This window comes from Flavobacterium sp. 270 (genome assembly GCF_004368785.1).
GTDB lineage: Bacteria > Bacteroidota > Bacteroidia > Flavobacteriales > Flavobacteriaceae > Flavobacterium.
This window is the reverse complement of the sequence record NZ_SODM01000001.1, coordinates 880,463-905,675: the sequence shown is the minus strand read 5'-3', so window position 1 is coordinate 905,675 and position 25,213 is coordinate 880,463. Positions and strand designations below refer to the sequence as shown.

General features: G+C 37.4%; 25 protein-coding genes and 1 pseudogene. 11 read left to right on the top strand and 15 right to left on the bottom strand.

Annotation, left to right across the window (positions count from 1 at the left end; genetic code table 11):
• Positions 1-13 precede the first annotated feature (13 nt).
• The 10 genes from EV144_RS03850 to EV144_RS24400 are packed head-to-tail and all read right to left on the bottom strand — an operon-like array spanning position 14 to position 7,717.
• Positions 14-1,177, bottom strand: coding sequence for a hypothetical protein (locus tag EV144_RS03850; protein ID WP_134146360.1), 1,164 nt, complete (start codon positions 1,175-1,177; stop codon positions 14-16).
• A gap of 37 nt (positions 1,178-1,214) precedes the next feature.
• Positions 1,215-2,057 carry a conjugative transposon protein TraN gene (gene traN / locus EV144_RS03845; protein ID WP_134146358.1) on the bottom strand — a complete coding sequence of 281 codons (843 nt, stop codon included), beginning with the start codon at positions 2,055-2,057 and terminating at the stop codon, positions 1,215-1,217.
• 11 nt (positions 2,058-2,068) lie between these two features.
• Positions 2,069-3,358, bottom strand: coding sequence for a conjugative transposon protein TraM (gene traM, locus EV144_RS03840; RefSeq protein WP_134146356.1), 1,290 nt, complete (start codon positions 3,356-3,358; stop codon positions 2,069-2,071).
• Positions 3,359-3,369: 11 nt separating this feature from the next.
• Positions 3,370-3,627, bottom strand: coding sequence for a hypothetical protein (locus tag EV144_RS03835; protein ID WP_134146354.1), 258 nt, complete (start codon positions 3,625-3,627; stop codon positions 3,370-3,372).
• 6 nt (positions 3,628-3,633) lie between these two features.
• The gene (traK, locus tag EV144_RS03830; protein WP_243854609.1) at positions 3,634-4,242 is read right to left on the bottom strand and encodes a conjugative transposon protein TraK; all 609 of its coding nucleotides are present in this window, start codon (positions 4,240-4,242) and stop codon (positions 3,634-3,636) included.
• A 29-nt stretch (positions 4,243-4,271) separates the two neighbouring features.
• Positions 4,272-5,468, bottom strand: coding sequence for a conjugative transposon protein TraJ (gene traJ, locus EV144_RS03825; protein WP_208326833.1), 1,197 nt, complete (start codon positions 5,466-5,468; stop codon positions 4,272-4,274).
• A gap of 4 nt (positions 5,469-5,472) precedes the next feature.
• A complete protein-coding gene (locus EV144_RS03820) occupies positions 5,473-6,108 on the bottom strand; it encodes a TerB family tellurite resistance protein (RefSeq protein ID WP_134146350.1) in 636 nt (211 codons plus the stop codon).
• Positions 6,109-6,119: 11 nt separating this feature from the next.
• Positions 6,120-6,737 (bottom strand): hypothetical protein, encoded by a 618-nt coding sequence (locus EV144_RS03815; RefSeq protein WP_134146348.1) that lies wholly within the window; start codon positions 6,735-6,737, stop codon positions 6,120-6,122.
• Positions 6,738-6,753: 16 nt separating this feature from the next.
• Complete coding sequence (locus EV144_RS03810; RefSeq protein WP_134146346.1) at positions 6,754-7,437, bottom strand: conjugal transfer protein TraI; 684 nt, start codon at positions 7,435-7,437, stop codon at positions 6,754-6,756.
• A gap of 13 nt (positions 7,438-7,450) precedes the next feature.
• Entirely contained in the window at positions 7,451-7,717 is a 267-nt protein-coding gene (locus EV144_RS24400) for a hypothetical protein (RefSeq protein WP_262712213.1), read from the bottom strand.
• Here EV144_RS24400 and EV144_RS03800 point away from each other — a divergent pair.
• Positions 7,629-8,114: an alpha/beta hydrolase family protein gene (locus tag EV144_RS03800; protein WP_134146344.1), complete on the top strand. Its 486-nt coding sequence runs from the start codon at positions 7,629-7,631 to the stop codon at positions 8,112-8,114. The genes EV144_RS24400 and EV144_RS03800 overlap by 89 nt on opposite strands.
• Positions 8,115-8,169: 55 nt before the next feature.
• Here the strand turns inward: EV144_RS03800 and EV144_RS03795 are convergent, their stop codons facing one another.
• The 3 genes from EV144_RS03795 to EV144_RS03785 form a co-directional block, all read right to left on the bottom strand.
• On the bottom strand, positions 8,170-8,466 hold the full coding sequence (locus EV144_RS03795) for a DUF6520 family protein (protein ID WP_134146342.1): 297 nt from the start codon (positions 8,464-8,466) through the stop codon (positions 8,170-8,172).
• An 85-nt stretch (positions 8,467-8,551) separates the two neighbouring features.
• Positions 8,552-10,063 (bottom strand): MauE/DoxX family redox-associated membrane protein, encoded by a 1,512-nt coding sequence (locus EV144_RS03790; RefSeq protein ID WP_166670532.1) that lies wholly within the window; start codon positions 10,061-10,063, stop codon positions 8,552-8,554.
• 285 nt (positions 10,064-10,348) lie between these two features.
• On the bottom strand, positions 10,349-10,642 hold the full coding sequence (locus tag EV144_RS03785) for a hypothetical protein (RefSeq protein WP_134146338.1): 294 nt from the start codon (positions 10,640-10,642) through the stop codon (positions 10,349-10,351).
• A gap of 362 nt (positions 10,643-11,004) precedes the next feature.
• Between EV144_RS03785 and EV144_RS03780 the strand changes: the two genes are divergently transcribed.
• From EV144_RS03780 to EV144_RS03760, 5 genes are all read left to right on the top strand, one after another.
• Positions 11,005-11,394 (top strand): plasmid mobilization protein, encoded by a 390-nt coding sequence (locus EV144_RS03780; protein WP_134146336.1) that lies wholly within the window; start codon positions 11,005-11,007, stop codon positions 11,392-11,394.
• A complete protein-coding gene (locus EV144_RS03775) occupies positions 11,382-12,674 on the top strand; it encodes a relaxase/mobilization nuclease domain-containing protein (protein ID WP_134146334.1) in 1,293 nt (430 codons plus the stop codon). The genes EV144_RS03780 and EV144_RS03775 overlap by 13 nt, the downstream gene beginning before the upstream one ends.
• 18 nt (positions 12,675-12,692) lie before the next feature.
• Positions 12,693-14,669: a conjugal transfer protein MobC gene (mobC, locus tag EV144_RS03770; RefSeq protein WP_134147525.1), complete on the top strand. Its 1,977-nt coding sequence runs from the start codon at positions 12,693-12,695 to the stop codon at positions 14,667-14,669.
• Positions 14,670-14,871: 202 nt separating this feature from the next.
• Positions 14,872-16,161 carry a competence protein CoiA gene (locus EV144_RS03765; RefSeq protein ID WP_134146332.1) on the top strand — a complete coding sequence of 430 codons (1,290 nt, stop codon included), beginning with the start codon at positions 14,872-14,874 and terminating at the stop codon, positions 16,159-16,161.
• Between the two features lie 817 nt (positions 16,162-16,978).
• A complete protein-coding gene (locus EV144_RS03760) occupies positions 16,979-19,339 on the top strand; it encodes a type I restriction endonuclease (RefSeq protein ID WP_134146330.1) in 2,361 nt (786 codons plus the stop codon).
• A 147-nt stretch (positions 19,340-19,486) separates the two neighbouring features.
• Here EV144_RS03760 and EV144_RS03755 read toward each other — a convergent pair whose 3' ends face one another.
• Together EV144_RS03755 and EV144_RS03750 are read right to left on the bottom strand one after the other, a co-directional pair.
• On the bottom strand, positions 19,487-20,896 hold the full coding sequence (locus tag EV144_RS03755; RefSeq protein WP_134146328.1) for a potassium channel family protein: 1,410 nt from the start codon (positions 20,894-20,896) through the stop codon (positions 19,487-19,489).
• Positions 20,897-20,905: 9 nt separating this feature from the next.
• Entirely contained in the window at positions 20,906-21,517 is a 612-nt protein-coding gene (locus tag EV144_RS03750) for a hypothetical protein (RefSeq protein ID WP_134146326.1), read from the bottom strand.
• 361 nt (positions 21,518-21,878) lie between these two features.
• Between EV144_RS03750 and EV144_RS03745 the strand changes: the two genes are divergently transcribed.
• The 5 genes and pseudogenes from EV144_RS03745 (at position 21,879) to EV144_RS03725 (ending at position 25,085) form a co-directional block, all read left to right on the top strand.
• On the top strand, positions 21,879-22,268 hold the full coding sequence (locus EV144_RS03745; RefSeq protein WP_134146324.1) for a single-stranded DNA-binding protein: 390 nt from the start codon (positions 21,879-21,881) through the stop codon (positions 22,266-22,268).
• A gap of 35 nt (positions 22,269-22,303) precedes the next feature.
• Positions 22,304-22,663, top strand: coding sequence for a hypothetical protein (locus EV144_RS03740; RefSeq protein WP_134146322.1), 360 nt, complete (start codon positions 22,304-22,306; stop codon positions 22,661-22,663).
• A 29-nt stretch (positions 22,664-22,692) separates the two neighbouring features.
• Positions 22,693-23,073: a Cas9 inhibitor AcrIIA9 family protein gene (locus tag EV144_RS03735; RefSeq protein ID WP_134146320.1), complete on the top strand. Its 381-nt coding sequence runs from the start codon at positions 22,693-22,695 to the stop codon at positions 23,071-23,073.
• Positions 23,070-24,386 (top strand): PcfJ domain-containing protein, encoded by a 1,317-nt coding sequence (locus tag EV144_RS03730; RefSeq protein ID WP_134146318.1) that lies wholly within the window; start codon positions 23,070-23,072, stop codon positions 24,384-24,386. The genes EV144_RS03735 and EV144_RS03730 overlap by 4 nt, the downstream gene beginning before the upstream one ends.
• A gap of 228 nt (positions 24,387-24,614) precedes the next feature.
• Positions 24,615-25,085: pseudogene (locus EV144_RS03725) on the top strand (JAB domain-containing protein).
• The last annotated feature ends 128 nt before the right edge of the window (positions 25,086-25,213 follow it).

Sequence of the window (25,213 nt, the reverse complement as noted above, 5' to 3'; positions counted from 1 at the left end):
AATTTTAAAATTTCTAAACCGAATTAGACTGCTGTTTTCTTTTTTTGGGTCTGTTCGCCGAAGGAGTTTCACTATTCTCCTCAGTGGTCTCAGACTGTTTTTTGTCAGATTGCTTTTCTGAAGTTTTTTCTCCTTCAGATTTTTTCTCATCTTTGCTTTCTCGATGATTGATGCGCTGGAGGTTTCCGTCATATACATTAAGAGTCTTAAACTGCGGATTTGCTTCCACGAACATTTTGCTTTCAACGCCGCTGACAACAAAAGTCACAGACTGCAGATTTCCTTTTTTAAGGGAATTTACAAGGTCTTCCTTATATTGCGGCGTACTGAGTTCTTTTATGGAATGCTTCTCAAGGCTTGCTTCCAAATCATAGCCGTAATTCTGATGGTAATGGTTAATCTTAAAATTTCCGGAATTGTCTGTCTGTTTAAAATCGAATTTTAACCAAGAATTGTAACTTTCTCCTTCTTTAGTTTTAAGATCCTTATTTACCGAACGGCCTTCCATTAAATTATAGGCTTCTTTGAGTGTAATGCTGGCTGCATCATTATTGATGTAAAAGGTCTGCTGCAGTCCCGGCTTGTTTTCTTCTTTTTGAAGATTCACATGATAGGAATTAAAAAAGTACATATCAGTCTGGTCTGACTTCTTGAAGTTCAGCTCAACCGTTACGGTATCTCGGTTTGGGACGCCATTGTTGATAATGCCGGTGTGCATGATTTTAAAATCCTTATCTCCTTTCAGCATGTTTTCTTTCAATTCAGTATCGAAAGTTTCTCCAAATCCAGTATATTTCAGCTGGTCTTTCAGGTATTTTAAATTATTCTCATTCATAATGTTTGTATTTAAGTTGTTTTCAAATAGTTCTTTCTTTTCTCTTTCCAATCGGACAAATTCAGTGAGATCCAGTTTCTCGGTGCTATAAAGGTCAATACCGCTCTGCATCACTATATTTAAATCATTTTTAAGTGAATCTATGGTCATACTCCTAAAATAGTCTCTATCAGTGGTCATCGCATAACAATGTTCCATTGCATCCCATGAGTTCATAAAGAACTCAATGGTATCGGGATCAGTTATTACTTCACAAGGAAATGCGGCATACTTGTAGCCGTAAGAAGCCATTTCCTCTGCAAGACTTAAAAGCATTTCAGTCTCATTGATGTTTATATTCATAATCTGTTTTTTGAGTTTTTAAAAGTAGATTTATGAATTAAGGGAGGGGTATTACTTTGTCAGCCAGATTATTGTTAACGTTGACTTCTAAATGCCTTCCGCCGTTCTTTTCAATGAGCTGAAGGGTCAGATACTTATTCTCTGGGATCGTAAATTTCTCTAGCGCAAATACTTTTATTATTTCAGACTTATCAGGAATCACCGCAGATGATGAAGTTGAATACAGTGGCTGAATCTCTATTTCCTGAGAGGCAGTTCGTTTTGATTTTCGCTGGTCTCTTATGAAAAAACGCAGCTGGTCGATATCGTAGCTGATTTTGGATTTATTCTCAAATACTAAGCGCAGATACAGTACATCCTCATGTATAAAAATGCCACTGACCTCCAGTTTTATCTGGAATTTAGATTTTTTAAAACCGCTGGTCTTTATTTTTTTAGATAATGCCAGTGAAGCAGACTGCTCTATTTTTTTCTGATTTTCATTTTCTAAAGTAAATAATACATCTCTGCTTGCAGCAACTGCACTTTCTGCTTTTATATTCAGGTCTGGGCAGTCTTCATCGTAATTCAGTACAAATACGTATAATTTTGCATCAGATGTAACTACTGTCAGGTTAGTCTGGAAAAAATATTGTCTTGCCGCTTTTACCAGCAGGATATTTTCTACCCCTTTGGCTTTCTGCACCAGCACATCAGCGCTCCCTTTATCTATACTTTTAATCGGGTAGGGAAAAACTATGCTGGTAGTTTTCGAACAGCCGATCTGAAGATTTTTATACTGGTCTTCATAAAAAACTGTTTCGCTGCTGTTTGTCTGAGGATAAGCCAGAACAGAAACCAGCAGTAGGCTCATTAAAAACAAATAATTAATTCTTTTCATCTTTCTCTTTTTTAAGGTTTTAAATTCTTTTGTTTTTCATCATATAACAGCACCCTGTATCCTGCTTTTACCAGTACTTTTATGAGTTTTACCTTTTTACTCATAAGACTTTTTGCTGCCTCAATGCCCATTCCTGCAGCCTGTGCTCCCCATGAATCAGTAACCCCGGCAAGTCCAAGGGTCTGAATCGAGCGGTCTGCAGATGCTTTAGCCACATCCCTGTTGATGGCACCAGGAATGTATATTCCCTCAATTCCGTCTATATCATAGACTGATAGCTGCACCGGAAAAATTGAACCATGATGCTGGAGGTTTTCTATCTTTATTTCAAGTCTTTCACCTTTCAGGATTGCCATGCCGTATACAAAAGTGTTTTTTGGAATTGTAGTTCCCTGAAGGGTAATATCAGCGGTGAGCCTTAATTTAATCACCGATCCATTTACAATGGTCTGAGTTTCATGCACGGCAGCTCCAACTGCATTTTTTTGATAATCTGGATTTAAATCTTCATCTGCGGTGAAAAAGGCATTCAATTTAAAAGTGTTTGCAGGTGCTGTATTCTCTTGTAAAGAGGTGATAATTTCTGCGTTATTTTTGAGGTTTACGGAATATACTTTTCCTTTTTTATCTTCCGAATTCTGTTTTAAACGTTCCTGTACTCTTGAAGGATGCTGGATATCCAGTATATTTTCCAGCATGCCACCTAGCTGCTGCAGCTCAGGATCCGGCGCCGTTTCACCCATTTCAGACATCATCTGTTCTAAGTTCTTAATCTGGGCAGATACTTCATTTGATGAGCCATAGTTTTCGAACTCCCTCATATCCTGGCTGTAATTGTTAACCGTTGCAGAATGGCTGATAGTTTTCTGGAGAAGCTGCAGTTTTTCAAAGATTTTCTGCTCGTTTCTGTCCTGCGGAGTCACTGCATTCAAGCCGCTTCTTTTTTTTGAATATCGCTGGGATGCAAAATCCAGTTCCGGGAACTCCTTTAAAGATTCTTCAAGAACTTTTTGATTTGAATAGTTTGGATCTTTTTTAATTTGCTCCTGTAGTTTGACTGAATCTACAGCAGCCTGGTCATAGTAGCTCATTTTATCCAAAGAAGAATCTTCTTTAAAATTTGGAAGCGGCAGTTTAAAATTAAATCCTTTCTTTATTTCATTTTCAGCCACTGCAGCTTCCATTTTTCCTCCTCCCAGAGTATAAAAAAGAATGGTAATAAAAGGAAGTGTTATGATCGGCAGAGCCAAAAGCATTTTTCGTTTTTTTGCTTCTTTAATTGATATCGTCTTCTGTTCCATGTCTTTATTTTTTAATCGATTATTTTAATTTTTACAGTCTGTTCTGAAAATTTTACCTGTTGAACTTCCTTTTCTGAAAAGGCATTATAAATGTTATAAAGAAGGTAGCCTGCCGATAGGATAACAAATAAGCTGAGAAGAGAAATTAGCTTCCTCTTTGAACACCCTTCCGCCAGACTGCTCATTTTTTCAGACCATTTTTTTTGTGCAGAGAGATAGTGCCTATGGTATGTAAATGCAGTTTCCCGTTTTTTAAACAATGATTTCATAACCTGTCATTTTCGGTTTTCAACAGTTAAATCTCGGTTTTCAATCGTATTGAAACGTTCAATTAAAAAACCGTGCGGATTGTTGTCGCTTCTTGATACATTGCGCAGACTCCCTTCCGTAATCAGGTTTCTTTTCAAAATGCTGGTAGTTCTGATGATGTTCTGCCGCGAGAAACATTTAAAGTGGTAGGGATAGTCCTGTATATCGACAGTTACACTGTCAATCTGGATGGTCTGGCTTATATTGCCCGAAATGATTCCGGAATAAAAGCCGTTTTCTTTCAGGTCATCATAAATTCTTTTAGCGCTTTCGTCAGCCAGATAAAGGGCTTTAGTAACATTGGACTTGATTACTTTATCGTCTGGGTCAAGGGTAAAGAAAAATTGGTGAAAAGTTTTAATATGATCTCGTGCTTCAACAGGCACATTATCCTTCCTGTCTGACGCATATGCTTCCAGAGCTTTTCCTGCCGCAAGGATATATACCTTATCCTGCATCCGGCTTACAGTCTGAAAACTTTTGTAAAGCGTAAAGCAGCATATCACAATGCAGCCCGCAACAACCAGCATAGTAAAGCCTCTCACGTATTTAAATGCGGTATCTATATTTTTCATTTTGCTGAACATGGGATGATCTTTTTAGTTTATTTTGAATTTCCTTTAAGCCTGTCGCTCATATAATTTCCTTTCTCCTCAAAATAAGGAGCAGACGACGAGGAGGCAGACATGCTCTGCGACATCCTTCCTGCGGCATTTCCCATTGAATCCAGAACCATTGCTGTCCCCTGCGATGTCTTGGAAACTGCAGAACTGGCTGAGGTGCTGAATAGGGTTGTGGTTTTCTGGGCAAGGGCTCCGCCACTGCCTGCATGAACGATGTAGTTAGCCACTGAAGGCACAGTGAAGTAGCCAATAATGCCGATAATCATGAATATTAGGTAAGACATATCAGTAGTACTGAAAAACGTATCGCCGGTGGACTGCACCTGGGACAAATCCAACTTGAGCATCAGTTCTTGTATTTTGCCGATAATGCTTCCAAAAATATTAGCAACAGGAAGCCAGAGGTATATGTTGATGTATCTCGCGAGCCAGACCGTCAGTGTATGCTGAAATCCGTCAAAAACAGCAATGCCGAAAACAAGCGGTCCGAGAATGGAAAGTACCACCAGTTGAAAGGTCCTGAGTGTATCGATGCAGAGCGCCGCCGATTCAAATAAAATTCGCAGCACCTCGCTCATCCACTGCTTAACGGAATTCCGAAAACTATAGGAAGCCTTTTCCATGGCAAATTTCACATCGTTGCCTATACCTGCCAGCATGCCTTCATCAGATGGGTCTGCGCCGTCATGGGTGTACTTGTACCATTTATCACGGTCTCCTGTGCCTGCCATTCCTACATACATTTTCCAGGGATCGGTCTGCTTCACTGCCTTTTCTTTTTCTTTTAAAAGAACCGCGACCGCATTATTGGATCCTGTTACCATAGCAGCCGTTGCGGTAACTGTGGGTTTCATAACCCCGTTGATAAGGGCCAGTACCGAGGGGAAAATCATGATGCAGAATCCGATTACAAAAGGCCTGAACAGCGGATAAAAATCAATCGGCTCTGCTGCCGCGATATGCCTCCAGACACGCGAGGAGATGTACCAGATGGTCCCAAACCCTGCAATTCCCTGTCCTACAGCCAGCAGGTTGCCGCACAGGGGCATCATCTCATCATAAAGCTGGTCCAGCACCAAGTGCAGGCTCTGCATGTTATCACCCAGTCCCTGGGCCTGGCTTAAAAAGGGCAGCAGCAGGGCTGTGAGAACAATTTTGTTTTTTATTGGCAGTTTCATGTCTTTAGTTTTTAAGTTCCTGAAGTTCTTTGGAAGCGTAAACATCTTTTTTTTCTTTAGCCCGCTGCAGTGCCAGAATATTTGACGATGCATTAAAATCTCGAAGAAAAAGAAGCTTATCCTGCATCTGCTGATAGATCATATCCACCGCTTGTAGTCTTTCATCATCGGACATCCTGAGTTTATCAGCTGTAATGATCATAGTGAGTTCATCAAGATTGCGCAGGCTCTGGCTGAGAAGATTTGCGTAAACCTTTTCAAAATATCCAATTTCCTGCGAAGTGAAACTGCCGTTTCGCGCAAACCGGTTCAGCGCGTTTCTGCTTTCCTTTAACAGCTGTATTTGAAAATTTACAATTTCACCCACTCTTTTGTAATTCTTTACCGCCGGGCTTACCTGCATAAGGGCGTCTAAAAAAGTTTTATGCAGGCTGAAGTTGCCCTGCGACATATCCTTCACCGTTTTATAACCTCCCGAGAGCAGTTCATAGCCCTTTTTCATATCACTTAGGATCTTTTTAAACTGGGAGAGTTTTTCAATGTTCAGGATCAGCTGCTGTATTTCTGCTGACTGGGCGCGGGCTTTGCCGGGCATTATAGACAGGCAGATAAGCAGCCCTAAAATCAATATCTTTTTCATCACTTATAAATTTATAGCCCGTAATGGGCATTACTATCTTTAGCCTCTTTTTGATCTGCCGCCTTTGACAGTGCAAGCAGTTTGAGATCACCGCTGAAAGAAATGCAGAAATTGTAATCGTCCAGCATGGCCTTATGCAGCTCATCAATCCTCTGAATTCTGTGGTCATCTTTGAGTTCAAGTTTCGAGTCAGTAGTGAGAACTAAAAGCTGGTCCAGGGTATAGCTGCAGTTCTCAAGCAGCCTTTTAAAAGAACGTTCTATATAATCCATTTCACTGCCGTGAAACAGATCGCCTGCCTTAAGATCGGCATAGGTCTTTTTATAGAGTTTCATTATTTTAATTTGCATTGAGAGAATTTCTGCAGCCTTGTAATAGTTCCTGACTTTTGGATTAATCTTCAACAGTGAGGTAAAATAAGCACCGTGCAGATTCACTTCACCTCTTTTTGCATCGCCGATAAAATTGAGTCCTTTGGACACGGCTGAATACCCTTTTTTGGCATAGTCGATATATACCTGAAGTGCCGCAATCTGCAGCAGGAGTTCCTTTCGCTGCTTTGCCTGTCCATGGATCTCTTGCTGGGTTACTAATAGTACCGCCAAGAGCAGTAAAAACACTTTTTTCATGATTTTTTTCTTTGCATTACGGAATTCCGTAAAATTGTTTCACCCGGGTTGCATCTGCGTCAGTTTTGGCCCTTTGCAGGCTCAGCAGCATATTCTGCTCATTAAACATCCTAAGGTCATCATAGCTGGCATCAACCTGGTCAGCGGCGGTATTGATGATTTCAAGTCTTTTGAGATCACTCATCTGTGTGGTAAAGGAATCCAGTATTAAAAAGATCTGATCAATGTTCTTGATGCTTTGCTCCAAAATGCCCGAGTAAACACGTTCCATATACTGTATCTCGCTGTCTTTGAAATGGGTGTCCTGTTTGAGCAGGTTCCACGCCTTTTCGTATTCCTGTACAAGTTTTGTCTGTTTTTGGGTAATATCTTTGATCCTCTGGTAATAGGTAATAATAGATTTTACTTTAGCCAATTCTTCATAGTAGCCTTTATAAAGGTCTTTCTGTTTCTGTGTCCAGTCCGAGATCTCATCAAGTTTTAATTTGGAGAGCACATTTTCAACCTGTTTCTGGGCATTCTGAAGCCAGATGGTTTTGTTCTGAAGTTTTTGGATCCTCAGGTCAATGGCTTTGATGACCTTTTTGGTAACTGCCTTTACGATTTCAAGTATCGGCAGTGCCGCGGTTTTCGCAGCAGGTCTTGCCGGAGTGCCAACAAGCAGCAGCAAAATCAGGCAGGTAATTAGTCTTTTTTTCATTGTTCCTTTTCATTTAAATTCCGTTTCTCATCTCGCCGGCCAGTGCTGCAATGCCTTTTTTGATATCACCGCCGAACTTTGCCGCGTAAGCATTCATTTTCACCTTCTCGCTTTCCTCGGTGGTGTAAGCCAGATACTCTTCTAAAGAAACTTCGGTTCTGTATACTTTTGATGATATTCCGCCCGGCCTTATGGGACATTCTTTTGGCGGATATGAGACCGCTTTTACTATTACACAGACCCCTATGTTTGCTGCTGCAATCGCCAGTGGGGCGATCACGGACCTGGTAAGCCTTTATTATTCTGTCGGCAGATCTGGAAATCCGGAAATGTGGCGCTTTGAGGGCGAACAATGGAATATGGGCGGATCTCCACATGATATGCCGTCAATCTATGCTGCAAATTCGCCTCTTCCAAATGCTGTTAATATTCAGTCACCAGTACTGCTGTGGAGCGGTAAAAATGACCAGCAGGTTGATATACATCAGAGCATGGAATTTTACTTGGCACTTCGCCGACTAAAGAAAAAAAGTATCATGCTTTTGTATAAGGACGAAGGTCATGTTTTAATAAAACCTGATAATCAAAAGGACATTACCGTACGAATGATAGAATGGTTTAATTACTTTTTGAAGGATGATCGTTCCTATTCTTGGATTGACAAGGGAATGCAATAGAAATTATATAAAAATGCAGTCCCAATGGGGACTGCATTCTCCATGATAATGAAAATTACTGACCATTTACAACACGATATAAAGGTTGAACACAATTGTTTTGGTCATCTTTTTCATAAGCAACAGGACCTGATGTCACGTTAAGACGACATAGCTGCGGCTTTTGAATGTTAGAGCAATCTATTGGTTCTTCTTCTGTACAATCTCCGTTTGAATCAGGGAAGTATCCTGGTCGGATTGCAAGGGTATCTGCTTTTGTCGAACTCTGCATGGAGGTAGTTGCAAAAGCGCCTGCCATTGCCAATAATACGGCTGCCACAGGCATTCCATTTTTTAAAAATAAACTTTTCATAATATTAATTTTAAAATTATAATTTGATCTACTTTTTCTACAGGTTTCGATCTATTTCCTGTCACCAGCGCTGGTAAATTTTGGATCAATTAATTTGATCTTTTATTATTTTTTTGAATTCATAAACCACAAGGTCTTTTCCTATTATAGCGTATAGATGGGTGTCGGTTGTCACAAAAGAACTAAGAACATAACTGGAAGTGTGAAAGAGGGGGAAGCTTAGCAGATAGCTATGGTTTTTTAAATTGTAAACATCAATAATAAAGGATTTATCCCATAACTTTTTATTCTCATACCTGCCCTTTACCCTGGAGTGCACGAAGAGCAGATTGCTAACTACTGCGGCATTTGCATTTACTACAAATGATGGCGTAGACATTGCATATTGTTTTCCATCCTTGAGGAGTGAAACTTTTAAATTTGGATGGCTTATGGTATCAATGGTATGTCCTCTGGTGATAAGTTTTCCGTTTTTTTCAGCGGTCATAAATTCATTGCGGTAATAGTATAAGTAGACAATTTTCTTTGCCGTTTCGCTGTACAAAAGCGTTCCATCAGTATCAAAAATGCCATCATTGCGACTCTGCAGAAGTTCTCTGCTATATGTTGTTTTTTGTTCGGCGTCAGCATTATAAATTCCCAAAACATTTGCCAGCTTTTTTGAATTGTTTGATCTGAATACAGCCATGCTACTGTCAATTGGGACTAACCTTGTAAAGTAAGGGACTGAGTTTAATTCTCTAGTGATGGTCCAGTTTTTCATATCCCCTCTAAGGAGCACGGGAACATTGCCGTCCGATAAATAAAAATAGGGTTCTCTGACACTTATCGTAATTGATTGGAAGGGGATTTTTTTTGCATCGAAATGCAGTTTATCTAATTTTTTGTTCTTTAGATTTTGGTCCAATGAAAGTACATACATGGGATATTGATAGTTTCCAAGATAGATCCTGTTATTTGTATAACCGGCAATATAATATGAATGATGTTTTAAATCTATTGTATTTGAAAACTCAGCAGGATGATTTGGATAACGTCTTATAAAAGGGTTGTTATGATGTATGATATTTTCCGAAGACAGAAATAAAATCAAGACAATCAGTATGCTGCAAGTCATAATTCCAACTGCTAATTTGACTATCCCGGTAGCGGCTAAAGTTGTGGTTTTTTTATTGTTTTGCCGTTTGTTTAGCACAATTGCAAAAAGCGCCAGGGCAATAAATGTGCAATTAAAAATCAAGTGCATATTCCAGCTCATTTTTTCTAAGATTCCACCGCAGGAACACGGAATAAAAGAACTGAAATTAAGAATTATAAAAATATAAGCAGAAAACATTGTCATCAAACCCAGTGCAGCATACAAACCTATTAGCTGCGATTTGGGGAGCAGCAGTGCTACAGCGATTAATAGTTCAATAGTAATTACCAGCCAGGAAATCCAAGAGGCATATATACTTAATAGTGGAGACTGTCCAAGCTGCACTTCAAAGTTCTCAAAATCCAATATTTTGCTGGTAGCTGCATATATAAAAAGCATAACATACAAAAGACAGATTATTTTTAGGGCGATAATCTTTATATTTTTGTTTAAATTCATGATTTCATTTAAAGTGATTATTTGATCAGTTTTAAGGTTTAACATACGAAGTAAACTCTCTTTGTAATTCTTAAAAAAGTATTCAAATAGGTTAATATATTTTGTTAATTACAACTAAAACAAATCTACAACAACCACTTATCTTGGCTGTTACCAAAAACAGGCACGGATTATTCAATAGCATTCAATTGTTAGTTAAAAAATAAAGATTGCCTTCCAGCATAAAAAAGATATGCCAATAAACAATATTTTGTTTATTGGCATCAATTAGTTTTCTTATCATATTTACTTTCCGGTATCGCTCAGCGTACTGAGTTTTTCACTGAATTCGATAAGTCCCGCTTTTTGAAGAATTTCATCTCCAAATTGTTTTAATTCCTGGAGATTTTCCTGGGGAATACTGGTCAAAAAGAGCGATGATTTATCATCGCCTTTTGCCGCGAGCCCACGCTCAATTACATGGTTTAATAAAAGCACATTTTTCCGTGAAATTTTCATATCAATCTTCACTACTTCATTCATGCCCGGGATACTAAAAATAGTATCGAAAACCTTTGCTACGTCATTTGTTGTCATCATAATTTTCACGTTTTTAAATTAATATTTATTAATACAAAAGTATAAATAGACTTCTTAATTATCATGGACATAATATGTCCATGATGGGCTGAATAGACGGAGCTTACTTAACTTCGTATAGTTTTAGAAACAATCCTTAGATGTTTTCAAATACTGTTTCTATTGCGATTTGATTTAAGTGATCGGCAGAAATGCAGAAATTCTAAAATGATATTTAAAATAGCTTAAAGATTGCCACGTTCCTGCAATCGGCCAGATGTCCGGTTGTTAAACAACCGAATCTGGCTGCTCTTTACTCGGAACTCGTGAGCAGTGAAACTGAAAGAAGAAAAAGAGTTTGAAATTAATGAAAATGAGAGAAGATGGAAAAGGAAAATTCAAACAGAACGCGTATTGTAGGTCTGCGTTTTACGCCTGCAGAATATGCAAGAATTGAACGTAAATGGAAGGCTACAACCTGTCGCAAATTAAGTGAATATATTCGTAAATATTTGTTTAATAAACCCATCACAACCAATTACCGCAATCAGTCCCTGGATGAATTTATGTTCGAGATTATCAGACTCAGAACTGAACTTAAGGCCTTGGGAAACAACTTTAATCAGGCAGTAAAAAAGCTGCATACACTGCAGCAGATTCCGGAATTTAAAACCTGGATTATCAATCATGAACTGGAGCGAAGTATACTCTTGAATAAGGTAGAAGAGATAAATAAATATATTGAGAAAATCTCCCGAAAATGGTTGCAGTAATTAAGACAGGAACTTCACTGCACAACATTTTCAACTATAATGAAAATAAGGTAAAACAAGGTGCAGCGGAATGCATAGGCGAGGGGAATTATCCTCTTGAAGTGGATAAAATGAGTATCACAATGAAACTCAGTAGACTGCTCAATCAAAATACTTTAAATGAGAATGTAAAGCGCAATAGCGTGCATATTTCCCTGAATTTTGATCCCTCTGAAACCTCATTAACCAACGAAAAATTAATGCAGATCGCAGATGTCTATATGCAGAAAATTGGTTTTGGCGCGCAGCCTTATCTGGTATACCGCCACCATGATGCTGGACACCCACACATTCATCTGGTGTCTATAAAGGTAAAGCAGGACGGAAGCAGGATCGACATGCACAATATTGGCAGGAACCAGTCTGAAACAGCCCGTAAAGAAATAGAGAAGATGTTCTCTTTAGTAGCCGCACAGGGGCGTAAAAACAATATTGATAAGGTTCTTAAGCCTATCAATGTTCAGAAGGTTTCATACGGAAAGATGCAATCAAAAAAAGCGATTGCAGCAGTGCTTAACGGAGTGCTTTCAACCTATAAATATTCAAATCTTTCTGAACTCAATGCAGTGCTGCAACTCTACAATGTTTTTGCTGACAGGGGATCTGAAGACTCAAGGATTTTTAAAGCAGAAGGATTAGTGTATCGAATACTTGATAGTGATGGAAAACCTATCGGTGTTCCTATTAAAGCCAGTGATTTTTATAATAAACCGACTCTTAAATTTTTAGAGCAAAAATTTATATCCGCAGGTAGTGGAAGTGTATCGATGAAAAACAGGATAAAGAATGCCGTGGACCTGGCGCTTCTTAATAAAAGCATTTCATTTTCCGAGCTGGGAAAACTGCTCGAAAAAGAAGGGATTAATATTATTTCAAGAAAAAGTGCTGCCGGGATGATTTACGGAATCACCTATGTGGATCATACTACAAAATGTGTATTTAATGGAAGCGTTTTAGGCAGGCAGTACAGCGCAAAGGTAGTACAGGAACGCTGTAATTTAATGGGTAAAACTCTACAGGGTTCCGATAAGGACATAAACATAAAATCTAAAGCTGAATTAATGGGAAGTATATCAAATAAAGATTTATTTGAAATTAGTAAAACTGATGGTTTTGATACTGCTCTGGCTAAAGTTTTGGATGTATTGACCAGGATGGAATCCGCGCAGGCTGACCTGCCCAATCAGCTTAAAGCAAAACGCAGGAAGAAAAAAAGAAAAGGGCAGTCAGACAATCAATAAAAAATTAATATCATGGGAATGCAGACAGGAGAAAATGACCAGGCACTGAGAAAGATTTTGGATATGACAAGGCTCATAGGGATTATCATTCTGGTAATTCACTTTTACTATTATTGTTATTCAGCCTTCAAGCAGTGGCAGCTGGTAAGCGCGTTTACCGATAAAATTTTAGGCGGTATTTATCGTGCAGGGCTATTTGATAATTTTCATAAATCGAAATTTTTTGCTCTCGGATTTCTCGTGATTTCGCTTATTGGTGCAAAGGGTAGAAAAAATGAAAAGATCAGTTACAAAGTTGCTTTTGCTTATTGTATTTCTGGAATGCTCATTTATTTTATAAGTTATTTTGCGCTTTTGTTATTTTCATTGCAGACACATAAAGCAATAGTTTATATTGTAATTACTTCGACTGGATTTCTTATCATGCTTTCCGGCGGAACGATGGTTTCTCGGATTATAAAAAACACGCTGAACAGCAAGGACATTTTCAATAAGCTCAATGAGACTTTTCCACAGGAAGAAAGACTGTTGGAGAATGAATATTCTATTAACCTTCCCGCCAGATATTATCTAAAAGATAAACTGCGAAACAGCTGGATAAATATTATAAATCCATTCAGGGCGTTAATGGTTCTGGGCACTCCGGGATCGGGTAAATCTTATTTTGTGATTCGCCACGTTATTACCCAGCATATAAAAAAAGGCTTCAGTATGTTTGTTTATGATTTTAAATATGATGACCTCTCAAAAATTGTCTATAATACATTTGAAAACAACAAACAGGCTTATAAAATCCTGCCCAAATGTTACTTTATAAATTTTGATAATATTATGCACAGGTGTAATCCGCTGGACCCGCAGAGCATGGAAGATATAACCGATGCTTCGGAATCAGCCAGGACTATTCTAATGGGGCTTAACAGGGAGTGGATAAAAAGACAGGGAGACTTTTTTGTAGAGTCGCCAATCAATTTTTTATCGGCCGTTATATGGTATCTCAGAAAGTATAAGGATGGCGAATTCTGTACCCTGCCTCATGTAATTGAACTCATGCAGATGGATTATGACAGTCTCTTTACGCTTCTTCGGACAGAGAAAGAAATTGAAGTACTGATAAATCCGTTTATTAATGCTTATATCCAGGAAGCCACAGACCAGCTTGAGGGGCAGATTGCTACGGCGAAAATCGCCATGGCAAGGCTTTCTTCCCCGCAGTTATACTATGTTTTATCAGGAAATGATTTCACTTTGGACATCAATAATCCCCAGGAACCTAAGATTGTCTGCATGGGAAACAACCCACAGAAAATACAAATATATGGGGCCGTATTGTCCCTTTATGTGAACAGGCTTGTAAAGCTGGTAAACAAAAAAGACAAAATGAAATCAAGTCTCATCTTCGATGAATTCCCAACAATATATCTCAACAATATGGACAGTTTAATTGCTACTGCCAGAAGCAATAAAGTGGCAACCTGTCTGGGTATTCAGGACTTTACCCAGCTCCGCAAGGACTATGGGCGGGAACAGGCAGATGTTATTATGAATATTGTTGGAAATATAGTAAGCGGACAGGTTACAGGAGATACTTCCAAACAATTATCAGAGCGATTCGGAAAAATTATGCAGGACAGGGAAAGCCTGTCGATCAACAGCGCCGACACTTCAATCAGCCGTTCAAAACAATTGGAATCTGCAGTCCCGCCCTCGAAAATCTCAGGACTAAGTTCTGGCGAATTTGTGGGCATGGTGGCTGATGATCCGGATTGTAAAATTGAACTCAAAACCTTTCATAACGAAATTATAAATGACCATGAAGCACTGAGAAAAGAGATGGAAAATTATAAGGAAATACCTCCAGTTCGAAAACTTGACAATGCAATGATCCAGCGCAATTACCTTCAGATAAAACAGGATGTTCAGGATATAATTCATTCCGAAATGGAACGCCTGCTGAATGATCCAGCGCTGACTTATTTAGTGTTAAAAAAATAGGACAAGAATTAAACTTAAAATCGAATTGGATGTCAAAGCAATTCAGATACAAAGGCGTCAGCAGTCAGATGCTGAATTTTATATTTGTATACCTATATTCGTTAATATATACATATTAGATTGAAGACCAGTATTATGATTTTCGATCGTTTCTCGCCTGGGACAGTTTTTATTAATGAAAAAATGATAAATTTGGAAATATATGCAATGTGATTTTGAATCATACATTCATAACTTAATTGTCATTATTTCGACTATGCAGCATGCAATTGACATTAGCGGAAAAAAAAATACTCCTGCTTATTCCGGCCAAAGGGCTGTTTGCGACTTCTGCAAGAAAGAGGTAATTGGAAAATGTGGAGAAATTTACATTTGGCATTGGCAACATGTCCATAACGCAGATTGTGACTTATGGAAGGAAGGTGAAACCGAGTGGCATAGGGTCTGGAAAAACAAATTTCCAGTTGACTGGCAGGAAACAATTATAGAAAAGAACAACGAAAAACATATAGCTGATATTTTTACGCCAAATGGGATTGTAATAGAATTTCAAAATTCCATGATTTCTTCATCAACTATTGTCGAGCGGGAAAAATTTTATGAAAAAATGATTTGGGTTATAAATGCGCAGACTTTTAAAGATAATTTGATTACTGAAAATAAATCAGATGCACAACTGGCAGAAATCGAGCTTCGATATTTGACACAGCGAAGTCTGTTAAGTAAACACAATTCTGTTGGACTGCAGAATTTAAAGAAAAAACAAAACGGTTTGATTTCGGAAATCCAATCTAGGGAAGATGCATTAGAAGAATTACAGTCTGTGACTGATCTTTTTAAAAGCTACAATAAAAATGCAGAAACATTTGCCGAGCAGATTATACTTATATGGCAGAGCGAAAACTTATTTGTCGACTCCTCCCTGATAGAGATTATCAGTTACGATACAATACCTACTAAAAAGACATTTTTTAGGTTGTTGGGAGACTTGAAACGCAACAAGCACTTCTTAAGTGCAGCTCTTGAAAATAGTGTAGAAATTGAGAAACTTTCTAAGGAGCGTAAAGAGATTCTAACTGAACTTGAAAATCTGAAACCGGCTCTGATGGAGGAATTGAAATCCGTCGCTGCGCAGCATCTATATCTTGAAGTCGAAATTGCCCAGCTTAAAAGAGAAATTTCGTTTTTAAAGTTGGAGAATGCTGAAAATGCTGGTGAATATCAGGAGCTAAAAACCTCAATCGACATTTATATCAAGACAAATTTAATAAAAATAGAAACTGATTTTGATGAACAAAGAAATAAAATTCTTAAAGATAAAGACAAACTGACCCTTTCCTGGAAACGCGAAAGGAAAAGCTGGGGCTTAGCTGCCGCGCCAATTTTCTTTGACATCGGTGATGGTAAACTGCTTTACAAACATCCCGACAATAAAGTCAGTATTGTAAAGGTTTGTGATTTTATAAGTAAATATAACCCTGGTGAGATCTAGTCTCAGATAAACGAAATTACTGAGTTTCCGGCAAAAGTGATTTTTGTTTTTTCGTTAGGTCAGAATTGGATGATTTCTTCCCTTTGGATTAGAAAACCGCGATGAATTCCATATGATGCAATGGTAAAATGCCGATGTATGTAATAGCAAATAAGCAGCATCTAAACGGTATTTTATTTTAATCTTCAACCCGTTGCCATGAATAGGAAAGCGTCTCCTATTCAATTTAATTAATTATTTCTCAAGTAGCTTGACAACAGCCCATAATAAAAAAGTTGTTTGATTGGCTTCATCTTATGATGTGGTAAGTTGATGTTTTGTTTAGGCATATACAGCTGGCGTTTCATCATGTGGACAGTGGCCTATCATGACCTGTGTTTGTACGGTCTTTGGGATTTACACACTTTCGATCAGATCAGAATGCCTTTCAGCCACGAAATTGTTATTGATTGCAAATCACTTACTAATAAGATAATGACGATATGAAAATAAAGGCTTCACGTAAATTTGATAATGTCTGATATCGCGTAATTAACTGCTGAGTAAGATGTGTATTCGAAATATGATTTAGCATTATATAGAGAGATTGTTGAATAATAGGAGCCGGGCATATTAATATTAAAGAAAGAAGATAATAAAAAAAGAAAAAGATAAACTTACTTAAGAATATTACATTTGTGTAAATCTACATATGTGTAAATAATAGCGAAAAAAAATAATTATGATCGAAACTTATAATATAATCCACAAGTTTAATTTAATGAAATAATTTAAATTCTTTAGAGGAGTCCTTAATTTTATATTACATTGTATCTATATGAATGAGTCTGAATTTCAAAATCGAGTAAACGACATACTAAGTAAATTATTACCTACATTTAGTAAAGCTGAGATAAGATGTCAAAGAAACTTTTCAATTAAGTTTGGACATCACAATGTAATTGTTGATGGTAAGGAGCCTACAAAGTACGCTAAGAGAAGTATATATGATTTACTTATTTATATTAACGAAGAGCCTATTATTTTACTGGAATTAAAAAAGCCCGGCTTGCCGTTAACTAATGAAGATATTAAACAAGGAATATCATACGCCAGATTAACTGATAAAATAACCCCCATTACTATTGTAACTAACGGTATTGATCATATAATTTATGATACTATTAAAAATGAACCTTTTAGTGTTTCGCAAATTGATCGAGGTTTTTTGGATCTGGTTAAAACTAATCTATCCATAGCTGCGGATGAAATGCGTAATAGTATAGAAACTATAATCCAAAATGACCAAGGAGTATTATTTGAAATAATTAATAGTATATCTGCAAACTCTTTTGATAAATTAACAGGCACGGTAAATCAATTTGATAAGCCAATCATTAATTCATTTTGCGTACCAAGATCAGTACTTTCTGATCTCACTCTAAAGGTTGAGACTGATAAATTCATTTTGTTGACTGGCGATGCATTCGTAGGCAAAACCACACTTATTTATCAATTCTTCAAATCAGAAAAAGAAAAAGGTAATGCAACATTGTATATAGACTGTCAAGATATTTTTTATTCCTTGTTTAGAAAATTATCTCATTTCCTTTCAGGCTCTCTTAGCTATCCAATTGATGATACTAAAGTTCGTGAGTGGTTACTTTCAAGTTTTCACACGCAAGGCACGAAAAAGATAAATGTAATTTTTGATAGTTTAAGAATTGAGGGAGATCCCGACATTTCACGTCATATTATTGAGCTAAAAGATATCTTTCAATTTAGTGAACAAAGAATTATTCTCTGCACTGACACATCTAATTATCGCTATTTAGTTAAACATCCTGACAGAAATTCACTTACGTTAATTGGAAAGGAATTTATTCGTCAAAATGTTTCAAATTTTACAACTGATGAGTACTTTAAAGCAAATGATTTTTTACAAGAAAAATATAGTTTAGGAATTTTGAGAGGTGGAGTTTATGCACGTGAATTTAGAACTCCCCGAATATGGCGATTAATAATTAGTGATGCTTTAAAAGAAAAACCTTCCGAAGGAGCCATGGGTTATATTGACAGTATCCCTAGTATTGCTTTTCTTGATTTATTTACGAACAGTATTCAATTTGATTATCAAACAGTAATAGATTTTAGAAAATTCACTCAAGTCTTTGTTGAAAGTATTGCAACACTCAAAGACAAACCGGAATTGAGGTTAATGGCTTATAATTTAGGAATTGTAGAAGAATCCTTTGCAGATCAATTTTTAGATGAAAAACTTATAAAAAGATTACTTAACGCAGGGTTCATTGAAAAAAGACCTGTAGGAGACTATAAATGGGTTTATGTTCCAAAGCTTCCAGAGCTGATTGCAGGTTATAGCATTGAATATTTGAAAGAAAAATTTATACCATTATTTAAAAGTAGTTTAGATGTAGCATATAGCACTTTTCTTGAAACATGTGAATATTTTCCATATGGGGAAATGGTTGCAGCGAGAGTCTTATTTGATATTGGTAATTCTGAGAATGAAATGGTATTTTCCCAAATTATTAACAAGTTAATAAAAGACGAACCGACGGTTGAAGAAACGGATAGTGAGAAAATGCTTGGGATGTATTACGAAGGTATTGGAGATATAACAATTAAAAGCGGAGAAGGAATTCAGGATAAATTTTTTGGTAATGCATTTCCGTTTTTAGTACTTGCCCATTTAACATATATGAATTTTGGAGACTATTCCGATGATCCGCACTTAATAAGATTTCAGGTGATTGGGAAATTAGGAAATAGTAAAATTGTACAGAGGCGAGCTGATCACATCTTCTTTCATTCTGGTATTGTAATGCTTGAATCCGAGGAACTTGGTGCTTTTGTTGATACCAAAATTGGTATTGTTGAACCTATTGTTCTTTCGATGAAAGCGAATCTTATGCATTATCCCGAACATTTTGAGAAATTATTCAAAGCTGCAAAAATTAATAAACTATTTCCGTTGCTACATCGAATGTATATTGCTGCAATTAATTCTTATGAATTTAGTAACAGTAAAGTAGATAATATTTGTGAAGAAATAATAAAGGAATATGAGAATGATTTATTATACAGGATGTTTGCCTACGCAGATTTAGGGTTAGACGTTTCAAGAGCTGAATTTAGAAGGCTTTATAAAAGATATAGGAAGTTTGCGAAAAAGTAACCCTGTTAAATTTTTTAAGGTAAATATTAAATATTGCGTGAGTTTTATTTTACTTCAAATTAATAATTAATTAATCGGAATTATTATTGCATCCCAACTGTCAATATTGATGGTTTGCTAATTTTGCAAATATAGAAAAACAGAGTGTTAATATTTCGATTTATTAGCATAGCCCGCAATAAATAGCCCAAAAATAAAAACTCCGCATAAAGCCTCTGAAACCATGAAAATTTTATAATAGCCATCTTGAAATGGTGCAAAGTCACCAAAACCCAGTGTACTGAACATAATAATGGAAAGATAGATAGAATTATACAAATCATGATTTATGGTGGCTATTCCGCTAAAAAAATAAAAAATGGCGTAAAATGTTAAAATTATGAAAGAAGAAATCAAGGTGCGGAAAGGTCGCTCTCCGAACCCCCAAATAATATAGGAAAAGAAGTCAGAAGCTATGGAGCCAGCTTTATTTATATTCTCCATTATCAATGGCTTTGAATAGTCGGATCCCATTTGAAATAGAAGCCTAATCGGTCGTTTATGTTCTATGCTGCTTTTATTGTATTTCAATTCATATAGCCTCTCATTAAAATAAGCTTCACCTGCTTCTTTTCTGTGACCATTATTCTGATAGAGGACACGAAGCCTTTTATAATTATGCATTATATTCTCATAGGTCAATGAACCTCCTGAATACCAATTTCTTTTAGGTGGTATATATATGAGATTATCTGTTTCAACCCTATTGAATGAAAATGAATGCATGTAACATTCATCAATCACGAAATTTAACAGGGTTGAATTTTCAATGTCTGCCCCAAACAGATCGCATTTAAAGAATGCTGTGCCGCTAAAACGTGAATTTTTTATCTGTAATTTTTCAAAATGGCAGCTATAGAAATTGGTGAAATTCACTGTACTGTTTTCAAATAGTAAATTCCTGCAGCTTGAAAAGAAAATATCAGTTTCGTTGCTGAAATGATGATTGCCTTTTACATGAAGAAAATCCAAATCAGCAAAATCTAAATTTACATGTGAAGTATGCCCCCATCCCTTAATTTTTGTACCGCCCAGTTTTAGAACAGGAATGCCGGGGGCGATAAATGTCTGTGACGCCTCGGGAGAATCTGGAGCATTTGTTAAGACAAATCTAAAGGTCTCATGGCTGCTGTATTTGCTTTCAATAATTTTTTCGTACTTAAGCTTATTTTTGGCCCATCGCAGATAAGGCATAAACCTATATTCTACTGCTGTGTCACTGCCAGACTTTTTACGTAGCCTTTTATCATGTGCTTCGTTTTCAATTGGAACAAAGAAGTAATGGTCAAATCCCCGTTCGCTGGATTTTACAAGTATCGTTTCAGTATCCCAATAAAAGAAGCCCCCAGGCTTATCCGTATTTAATATGAAATCAATTGTAAAGTTAAATTCATTCAGCCAATCGTTAAAGTGAGGAAGGGTTTTCTGAAAACAGTTAAAAAGTTTAAGCAGATCATTTTCTCTTCTCCACTTATTAAAATCATCAATGCTTAATTTCCATAGTTCTTTCGGTGTCATATTTCGAATTTAAGAGTGGTGGGTATTGCTGAAAACATTAATGAAGGTCTTGCCGAGACTCGTTTTTACAAGAGAGAGTAAAATTGGTGAAGATCCGCTTTGAGTTATGGAGGAAGCATTTCTGGAAATCTCAGATAATCCGCTTCTTAATAGCCTGTCCAAAACTTTTTGGTTATCAGGCTCTTTTAAAAAATCTTGCAGATCAGCAGAATGGCTTGCATCAATTGCACTTCCTAGTCGTATGAAATCCTCAAAAGGTAGCTGGCCTTCTATATAGGATGAAAAACATTGGGCTAAAAAGTATGGCTTGTTCAAATCACTGAATCTGTCCAATAAAAGTATTACAGCTTCTCCAGTCTTCTTCTTTTCAGAATCGCTCAGCTGTATTTTTTTATGCATAACGCTTTTTTCCAAAGAAGTCAGTTTTGAATATTCAAATAGAAAGCGTTCGATTTTTTTTAAAAATATTCTATCACTGATTGATTTTACAGTAAATCCGATCTTTACTGCAGTCCCAATAATAGGGAAATCTTTAATGATTTCATTCTCGGTAAAAAAATCAATGCCGTACTCTAAAATATCAGTAGAGCTTTCTATGAGATTCGTTTTAAATTCATCCATGCCTTTATTTTAATGTAATTGAGTGGCTAAAATAACCAATATTTTGATATGAATTTAACTGTTAATTGTCGATGTCATAATCAGCGGGTTAATTGTTATGGTTTTCATGAAGCTGTTTTTTTAGTTATTTATAAGTGCTGTTTTCATTAGAAACGGATAAAAAGGCAGCCAAGTTAGCGTGCACCGGATCCTGCAGGCGCATAACGGCGGTGCCGCCCTTCGGGACTTATAGCCCTCTGTTTCCTTGATGCCCGCTTTATTCCTGCTTTCTTTTTTTCCGTTTTTTCTTTTGAAAACATTTTGTGGGAAAGGCAGGGGAAAAGAATTTTAAAAATAAGTAATCATTTAAAATTTAGAAATCATGGAAATCACAGGACGTTTGACAAGGGATGCAGTAGTTGCCAAAACAGCAAAAGACAGGGAGGTGGTAAACTTCTCTATAGCAGTTAACGATACGTACAAAGCCAAAGGAAGTACGGAAACAACAAAAATAGTCACCTATATCGACTGTTCATACTGGCTCAGTGCGGGTGTTGCGCAATGGCTCAAAAAAGGCGCAATGGTGGAACTATACGGCAGGATAGGAGTGAACGCCTATATTAATTCTGAGGGCAAGGCTGTAGCAAGCCTCTCTTTTCACACAAGCAACATCAAAATATTGGTGTTTGTCTCCGATGCTCAGCCTGTGCAGGCTAATGCCGTTCCCGCCAAAAACAGCAAAAAGGAACAGCCTGACGACCTGCCTTTTTAATCCGAATCAATTGTACAAGCTTAAAAAAATGAGTTATGAAAGCCTTGAAAAAATCAATATACGCCGAGTATGAAGTTCACGATGCATTCCAAAAGATAGTCCTTTTCGAAATGCAGTCTTATGACGGAACAAAAAAAGAACAGCTCAAAGCATTCCTTGAAGATATGCAGAGCAGCGGATGCATCAGCGGTATGGTCACAGAGTTTATCTATCATGCCGACTGTAAAAAGTTCTATATCGAACACCTTGACGATTTGGAAGACATCAGAAAAGAAATGGAAGATTCCATTGGGGAAGCGGTTAAAGACCGCTACGGTCTGCCTCATTACACCTTTATGTGCTGGCTTTGTTTTGAAGAGTACTGTTATGACATCTACAGAACCTCTTTCGAATAATCTTTTTATTTCATCTTAAATCATGCCTTATGAAAGCTTCAGAAAATTTTAAGACCGCTATAGAAAACTATCTCAATCAGACCGCCCTTGCCGATATTGTCTTTGCAAATGACTTCGCCAAGGAATCCAAAAACTTGGAGGGCTGTTGCAATTACATTTTTGGCGAGGTCAAAAAAACAGGACTGTGCGCCTTTGACAATCAGGAAATATTTGACATGGCGGTCAAATACTACACCGATGACAGCATCGGAGAGCCTCAGCCCATTAATTGCAGGGTAGTGGCTAGTCCGCCTGCAAAGGTTGATTTGTTTACCAGTATGCCCGAACTTCCGCAGAATACAGTTGTTGCAAAAACGGCAGTCATTACTCCCAAAGCCGAATCAAAAACCTTAACACTCTTTGACCTATGATACCTAAAACCATCATAGAAAAACAGATTGTGTCCCTTAGTGAGACCCTTTCGCCTGTATCGCAAAAGATCCAGGTTTGGGCAGAAAAAAACATTTTCATCAAATGGGGCGTGATTTCAAGGGGAAAATTCCACTGCCTTGACTGCGCCCACTCCTGGAAGCCTGATGCACAGAAAGCATCCTGTCAAAAGTATATCAACTGTACGGAATGCAGAGGCAAGTTGAAAATGCAACAGTTTAATCAGGTGTATTTCAAGAAAATAGAGTATTTCGCTGTCTTGGATGTGTGCGGGGGATTTCAGGTGGTGCGCATCATATGTTCGCACAAGGACATGAAAAAGAACTGCATGCCGACTTATTTTCATAAGGAAGTGATGCAACATTGGATTAATGAAAAAGGGGAGGTGAGAACGCTCTCGATCGGCACCAACGTTTTCTCAAATGCCTATGATGCTTGGAAATATTATACTTCTCTTGAAATCCGGCCGAAGAGTTTTGAGGATTCTCCCAAATTCCACATCAATCCCTATAAAGTCTATCCGTCTTCAAAAGCGATTTCCGTGCTGAAAAGAAACGGCTTCAAAGGCAGTTTCTACGGCATCGCTCCGCAGGTTCTTTTTACCGCTCTTTTGAAAGATTCCCACGCAGAGACGCTCTTAAAGAGAGGGCAGACCGATTTTCTTTTTCATTATCTGATCTCACACTCACAGCACATCAGGGAGAACTGGCAGGCAGTCAAAACCTGCGCCAAGAACAATTACAAGGTAAAGGACTTTGGACTTTGGGAAGATTACATCTCCTTGCTTAAATGGTTCAAAAAGGATTTGAATAATCCTGATTTGGTATGTCCTAAGAATTTGGAAGAAGTGCATGACAGGCTTGTGGAGAGAAAACGCATAATCCAAAGACGTCTCCATATACAGGAACTAAGAGCCCAAATACAGCAAGCGCAGATTAGCTATGAAGAACAGAAAAAACAGTTTTTCGGGCTTGAGTTCACAAAAGAGAATCTTTCCATCTGCGTTATTGAAAGCGTGAATGATTTTCTCGAACAGGGCGATATACTCCGCCACTGCGTATTTACCAATGAATACTACAAAAAGAGAAACTCCCTCATCCTGTCGGCTAAATTTGAAAACAAACCCGTGGAGACCATAGAGGTGGCGCTTCCCTCGCTTGAAGTCCTGCAGTGCAGTGGAGACAAGAACAAGATTTCCCTGCATCATAAGCAGATATTGAAGCTTCTCAATCAGAATCTCTACCAGATAAAGAAGCGCATGAAAAACAAAAAAGAAGAAAGAGCCGAAAATTAGATTTCGGCCTTTTTTTTGATAAAATTCCGCGGCGCAGACACTTGAAGGGGATATTGTTTCAGGGTTCAGGCTTAATTTCGAAACAAATTTCGGGAAGGAAAGGCGGTTCGCAGAAAAAAATTCCCCCATAAACGCAGGTGAAAAAACCTGCTTTATTGCGTTGCTTTTTTCGCTCGCTTTCTCATTCCCGATTCAGGTTCCATTATTAATCTTTAAACTTAAGAAATCATGGAAACTTCAAAAACACTTCAGAACTGGAATCAGGTAGCAGAAATCCAATTGGTCTACAAAACAAAAGTAAAAGCATCCGAAAGACCTTTTATCAATTCTTCCAAAACGGCTTACCAGCTGGCAGTTCAGTCCTGGAATCCTGATACAATAGAATTTTTCGAGCAATTTAAAATCTTGCTTTTAAATCAATCCAATAAAGTGCTTGGTATTTAAGAAGTATCTTCTGGAGGTATTTCCGGTACTGTGGTTGACCTCAGGCTGATATTTGCAGCTGCACTTAAAGCAAATGCTGTTGCGCTGATTATGATTCATAACCATCCTTCGGGACAGATAAAACCTTCTGAAGCTGATAAACAGATAACCAGAAAAGTCAAAGAGGCCGGCAGCATTCTCAATATTACACTGCTGGATCATCTTATCATTACTCCTGAAACCTATTATTCATTTGTAGATGAAGGCGCTTTGTAGCGCCTTCAGTTTATTATGGATTTTACACGCTCTAAGTCGGAATAGCATCCTGTTTCAATTGCGCTTTTTTAAAACTCGGCATTCGATCTACTGTGATTTATTGCGCATTTAATTTTTAAATACATAGC

Coding starts and splice junctions, on each gene's coding strand:
- mobC (WP_134147525.1), top strand. CDS start 12,693: ATGCAGACAGGAGAAAATGACCAGGCACTGAGAAAGATTTTGGATATG.
- EV144_RS03740 (WP_134146322.1), top strand. CDS start 22,304: ATGAAAGCCTTGAAAAAATCAATATACGCCGAGTATGAAGTTCACGAT.
- traJ (WP_208326833.1), bottom strand. CDS start 5,468: ATGAAACTGCCAATAAAAAACAAAATTGTTCTCACAGCCCTGCTGCTG.
- EV144_RS03795 (WP_134146342.1), bottom strand. CDS start 8,466: ATGAAAAGTTTATTTTTAAAAAATGGAATGCCTGTGGCAGCCGTATTA.
- traN (WP_134146358.1), bottom strand. CDS start 2,057: ATGAAAAGAATTAATTATTTGTTTTTAATGAGCCTACTGCTGGTTTCT.
- EV144_RS03735 (WP_134146320.1), top strand. CDS start 22,693: ATGAAAGCTTCAGAAAATTTTAAGACCGCTATAGAAAACTATCTCAAT.
- EV144_RS03775 (WP_134146334.1), top strand. CDS start 11,382: ATGGTTGCAGTAATTAAGACAGGAACTTCACTGCACAACATTTTCAAC.
- EV144_RS03785 (WP_134146338.1), bottom strand. CDS start 10,642: ATGATGACAACAAATGACGTAGCAAAGGTTTTCGATACTATTTTTAGT.
- EV144_RS03790 (WP_166670532.1), bottom strand. CDS start 10,063: ATGAATTTAAACAAAAATATAAAGATTATCGCCCTAAAAATAATCTGT.
- EV144_RS03850 (WP_134146360.1), bottom strand. CDS start 1,177: ATGAATATAAACATCAATGAGACTGAAATGCTTTTAAGTCTTGCAGAG.
- EV144_RS03815 (WP_134146348.1), bottom strand. CDS start 6,737: ATGAAAAAAGTGTTTTTACTGCTCTTGGCGGTACTATTAGTAACCCAG.
- EV144_RS03755 (WP_134146328.1), bottom strand. CDS start 20,896: ATGACACCGAAAGAACTATGGAAATTAAGCATTGATGATTTTAATAAG.
- EV144_RS03760 (WP_134146330.1), top strand. CDS start 16,979: ATGAATGAGTCTGAATTTCAAAATCGAGTAAACGACATACTAAGTAAA.
- EV144_RS03780 (WP_134146336.1), top strand. CDS start 11,005: ATGGAAAAGGAAAATTCAAACAGAACGCGTATTGTAGGTCTGCGTTTT.
- EV144_RS03810 (WP_134146346.1), bottom strand. CDS start 7,437: ATGAAAAAAAGACTAATTACCTGCCTGATTTTGCTGCTGCTTGTTGGC.
- EV144_RS03750 (WP_134146326.1), bottom strand. CDS start 21,517: ATGGATGAATTTAAAACGAATCTCATAGAAAGCTCTACTGATATTTTA.
- traK (WP_243854609.1), bottom strand. CDS start 4,242: ATGAAAAATATAGATACCGCATTTAAATACGTGAGAGGCTTTACTATG.
- EV144_RS03800 (WP_134146344.1), top strand. CDS start 7,629: ATGGGACATTCTTTTGGCGGATATGAGACCGCTTTTACTATTACACAG.
- EV144_RS03730 (WP_134146318.1), top strand. CDS start 23,070: ATGATACCTAAAACCATCATAGAAAAACAGATTGTGTCCCTTAGTGAG.
- EV144_RS03820 (WP_134146350.1), bottom strand. CDS start 6,108: ATGAAAAAGATATTGATTTTAGGGCTGCTTATCTGCCTGTCTATAATG.
- EV144_RS03765 (WP_134146332.1), top strand. CDS start 14,872: ATGCAATGTGATTTTGAATCATACATTCATAACTTAATTGTCATTATT.
- traM (WP_134146356.1), bottom strand. CDS start 3,358: ATGGAACAGAAGACGATATCAATTAAAGAAGCAAAAAAACGAAAAATG.
- EV144_RS03745 (WP_134146324.1), top strand. CDS start 21,879: ATGGAAATCACAGGACGTTTGACAAGGGATGCAGTAGTTGCCAAAACA.
- EV144_RS03835 (WP_134146354.1), bottom strand. CDS start 3,627: ATGAAATCATTGTTTAAAAAACGGGAAACTGCATTTACATACCATAGG.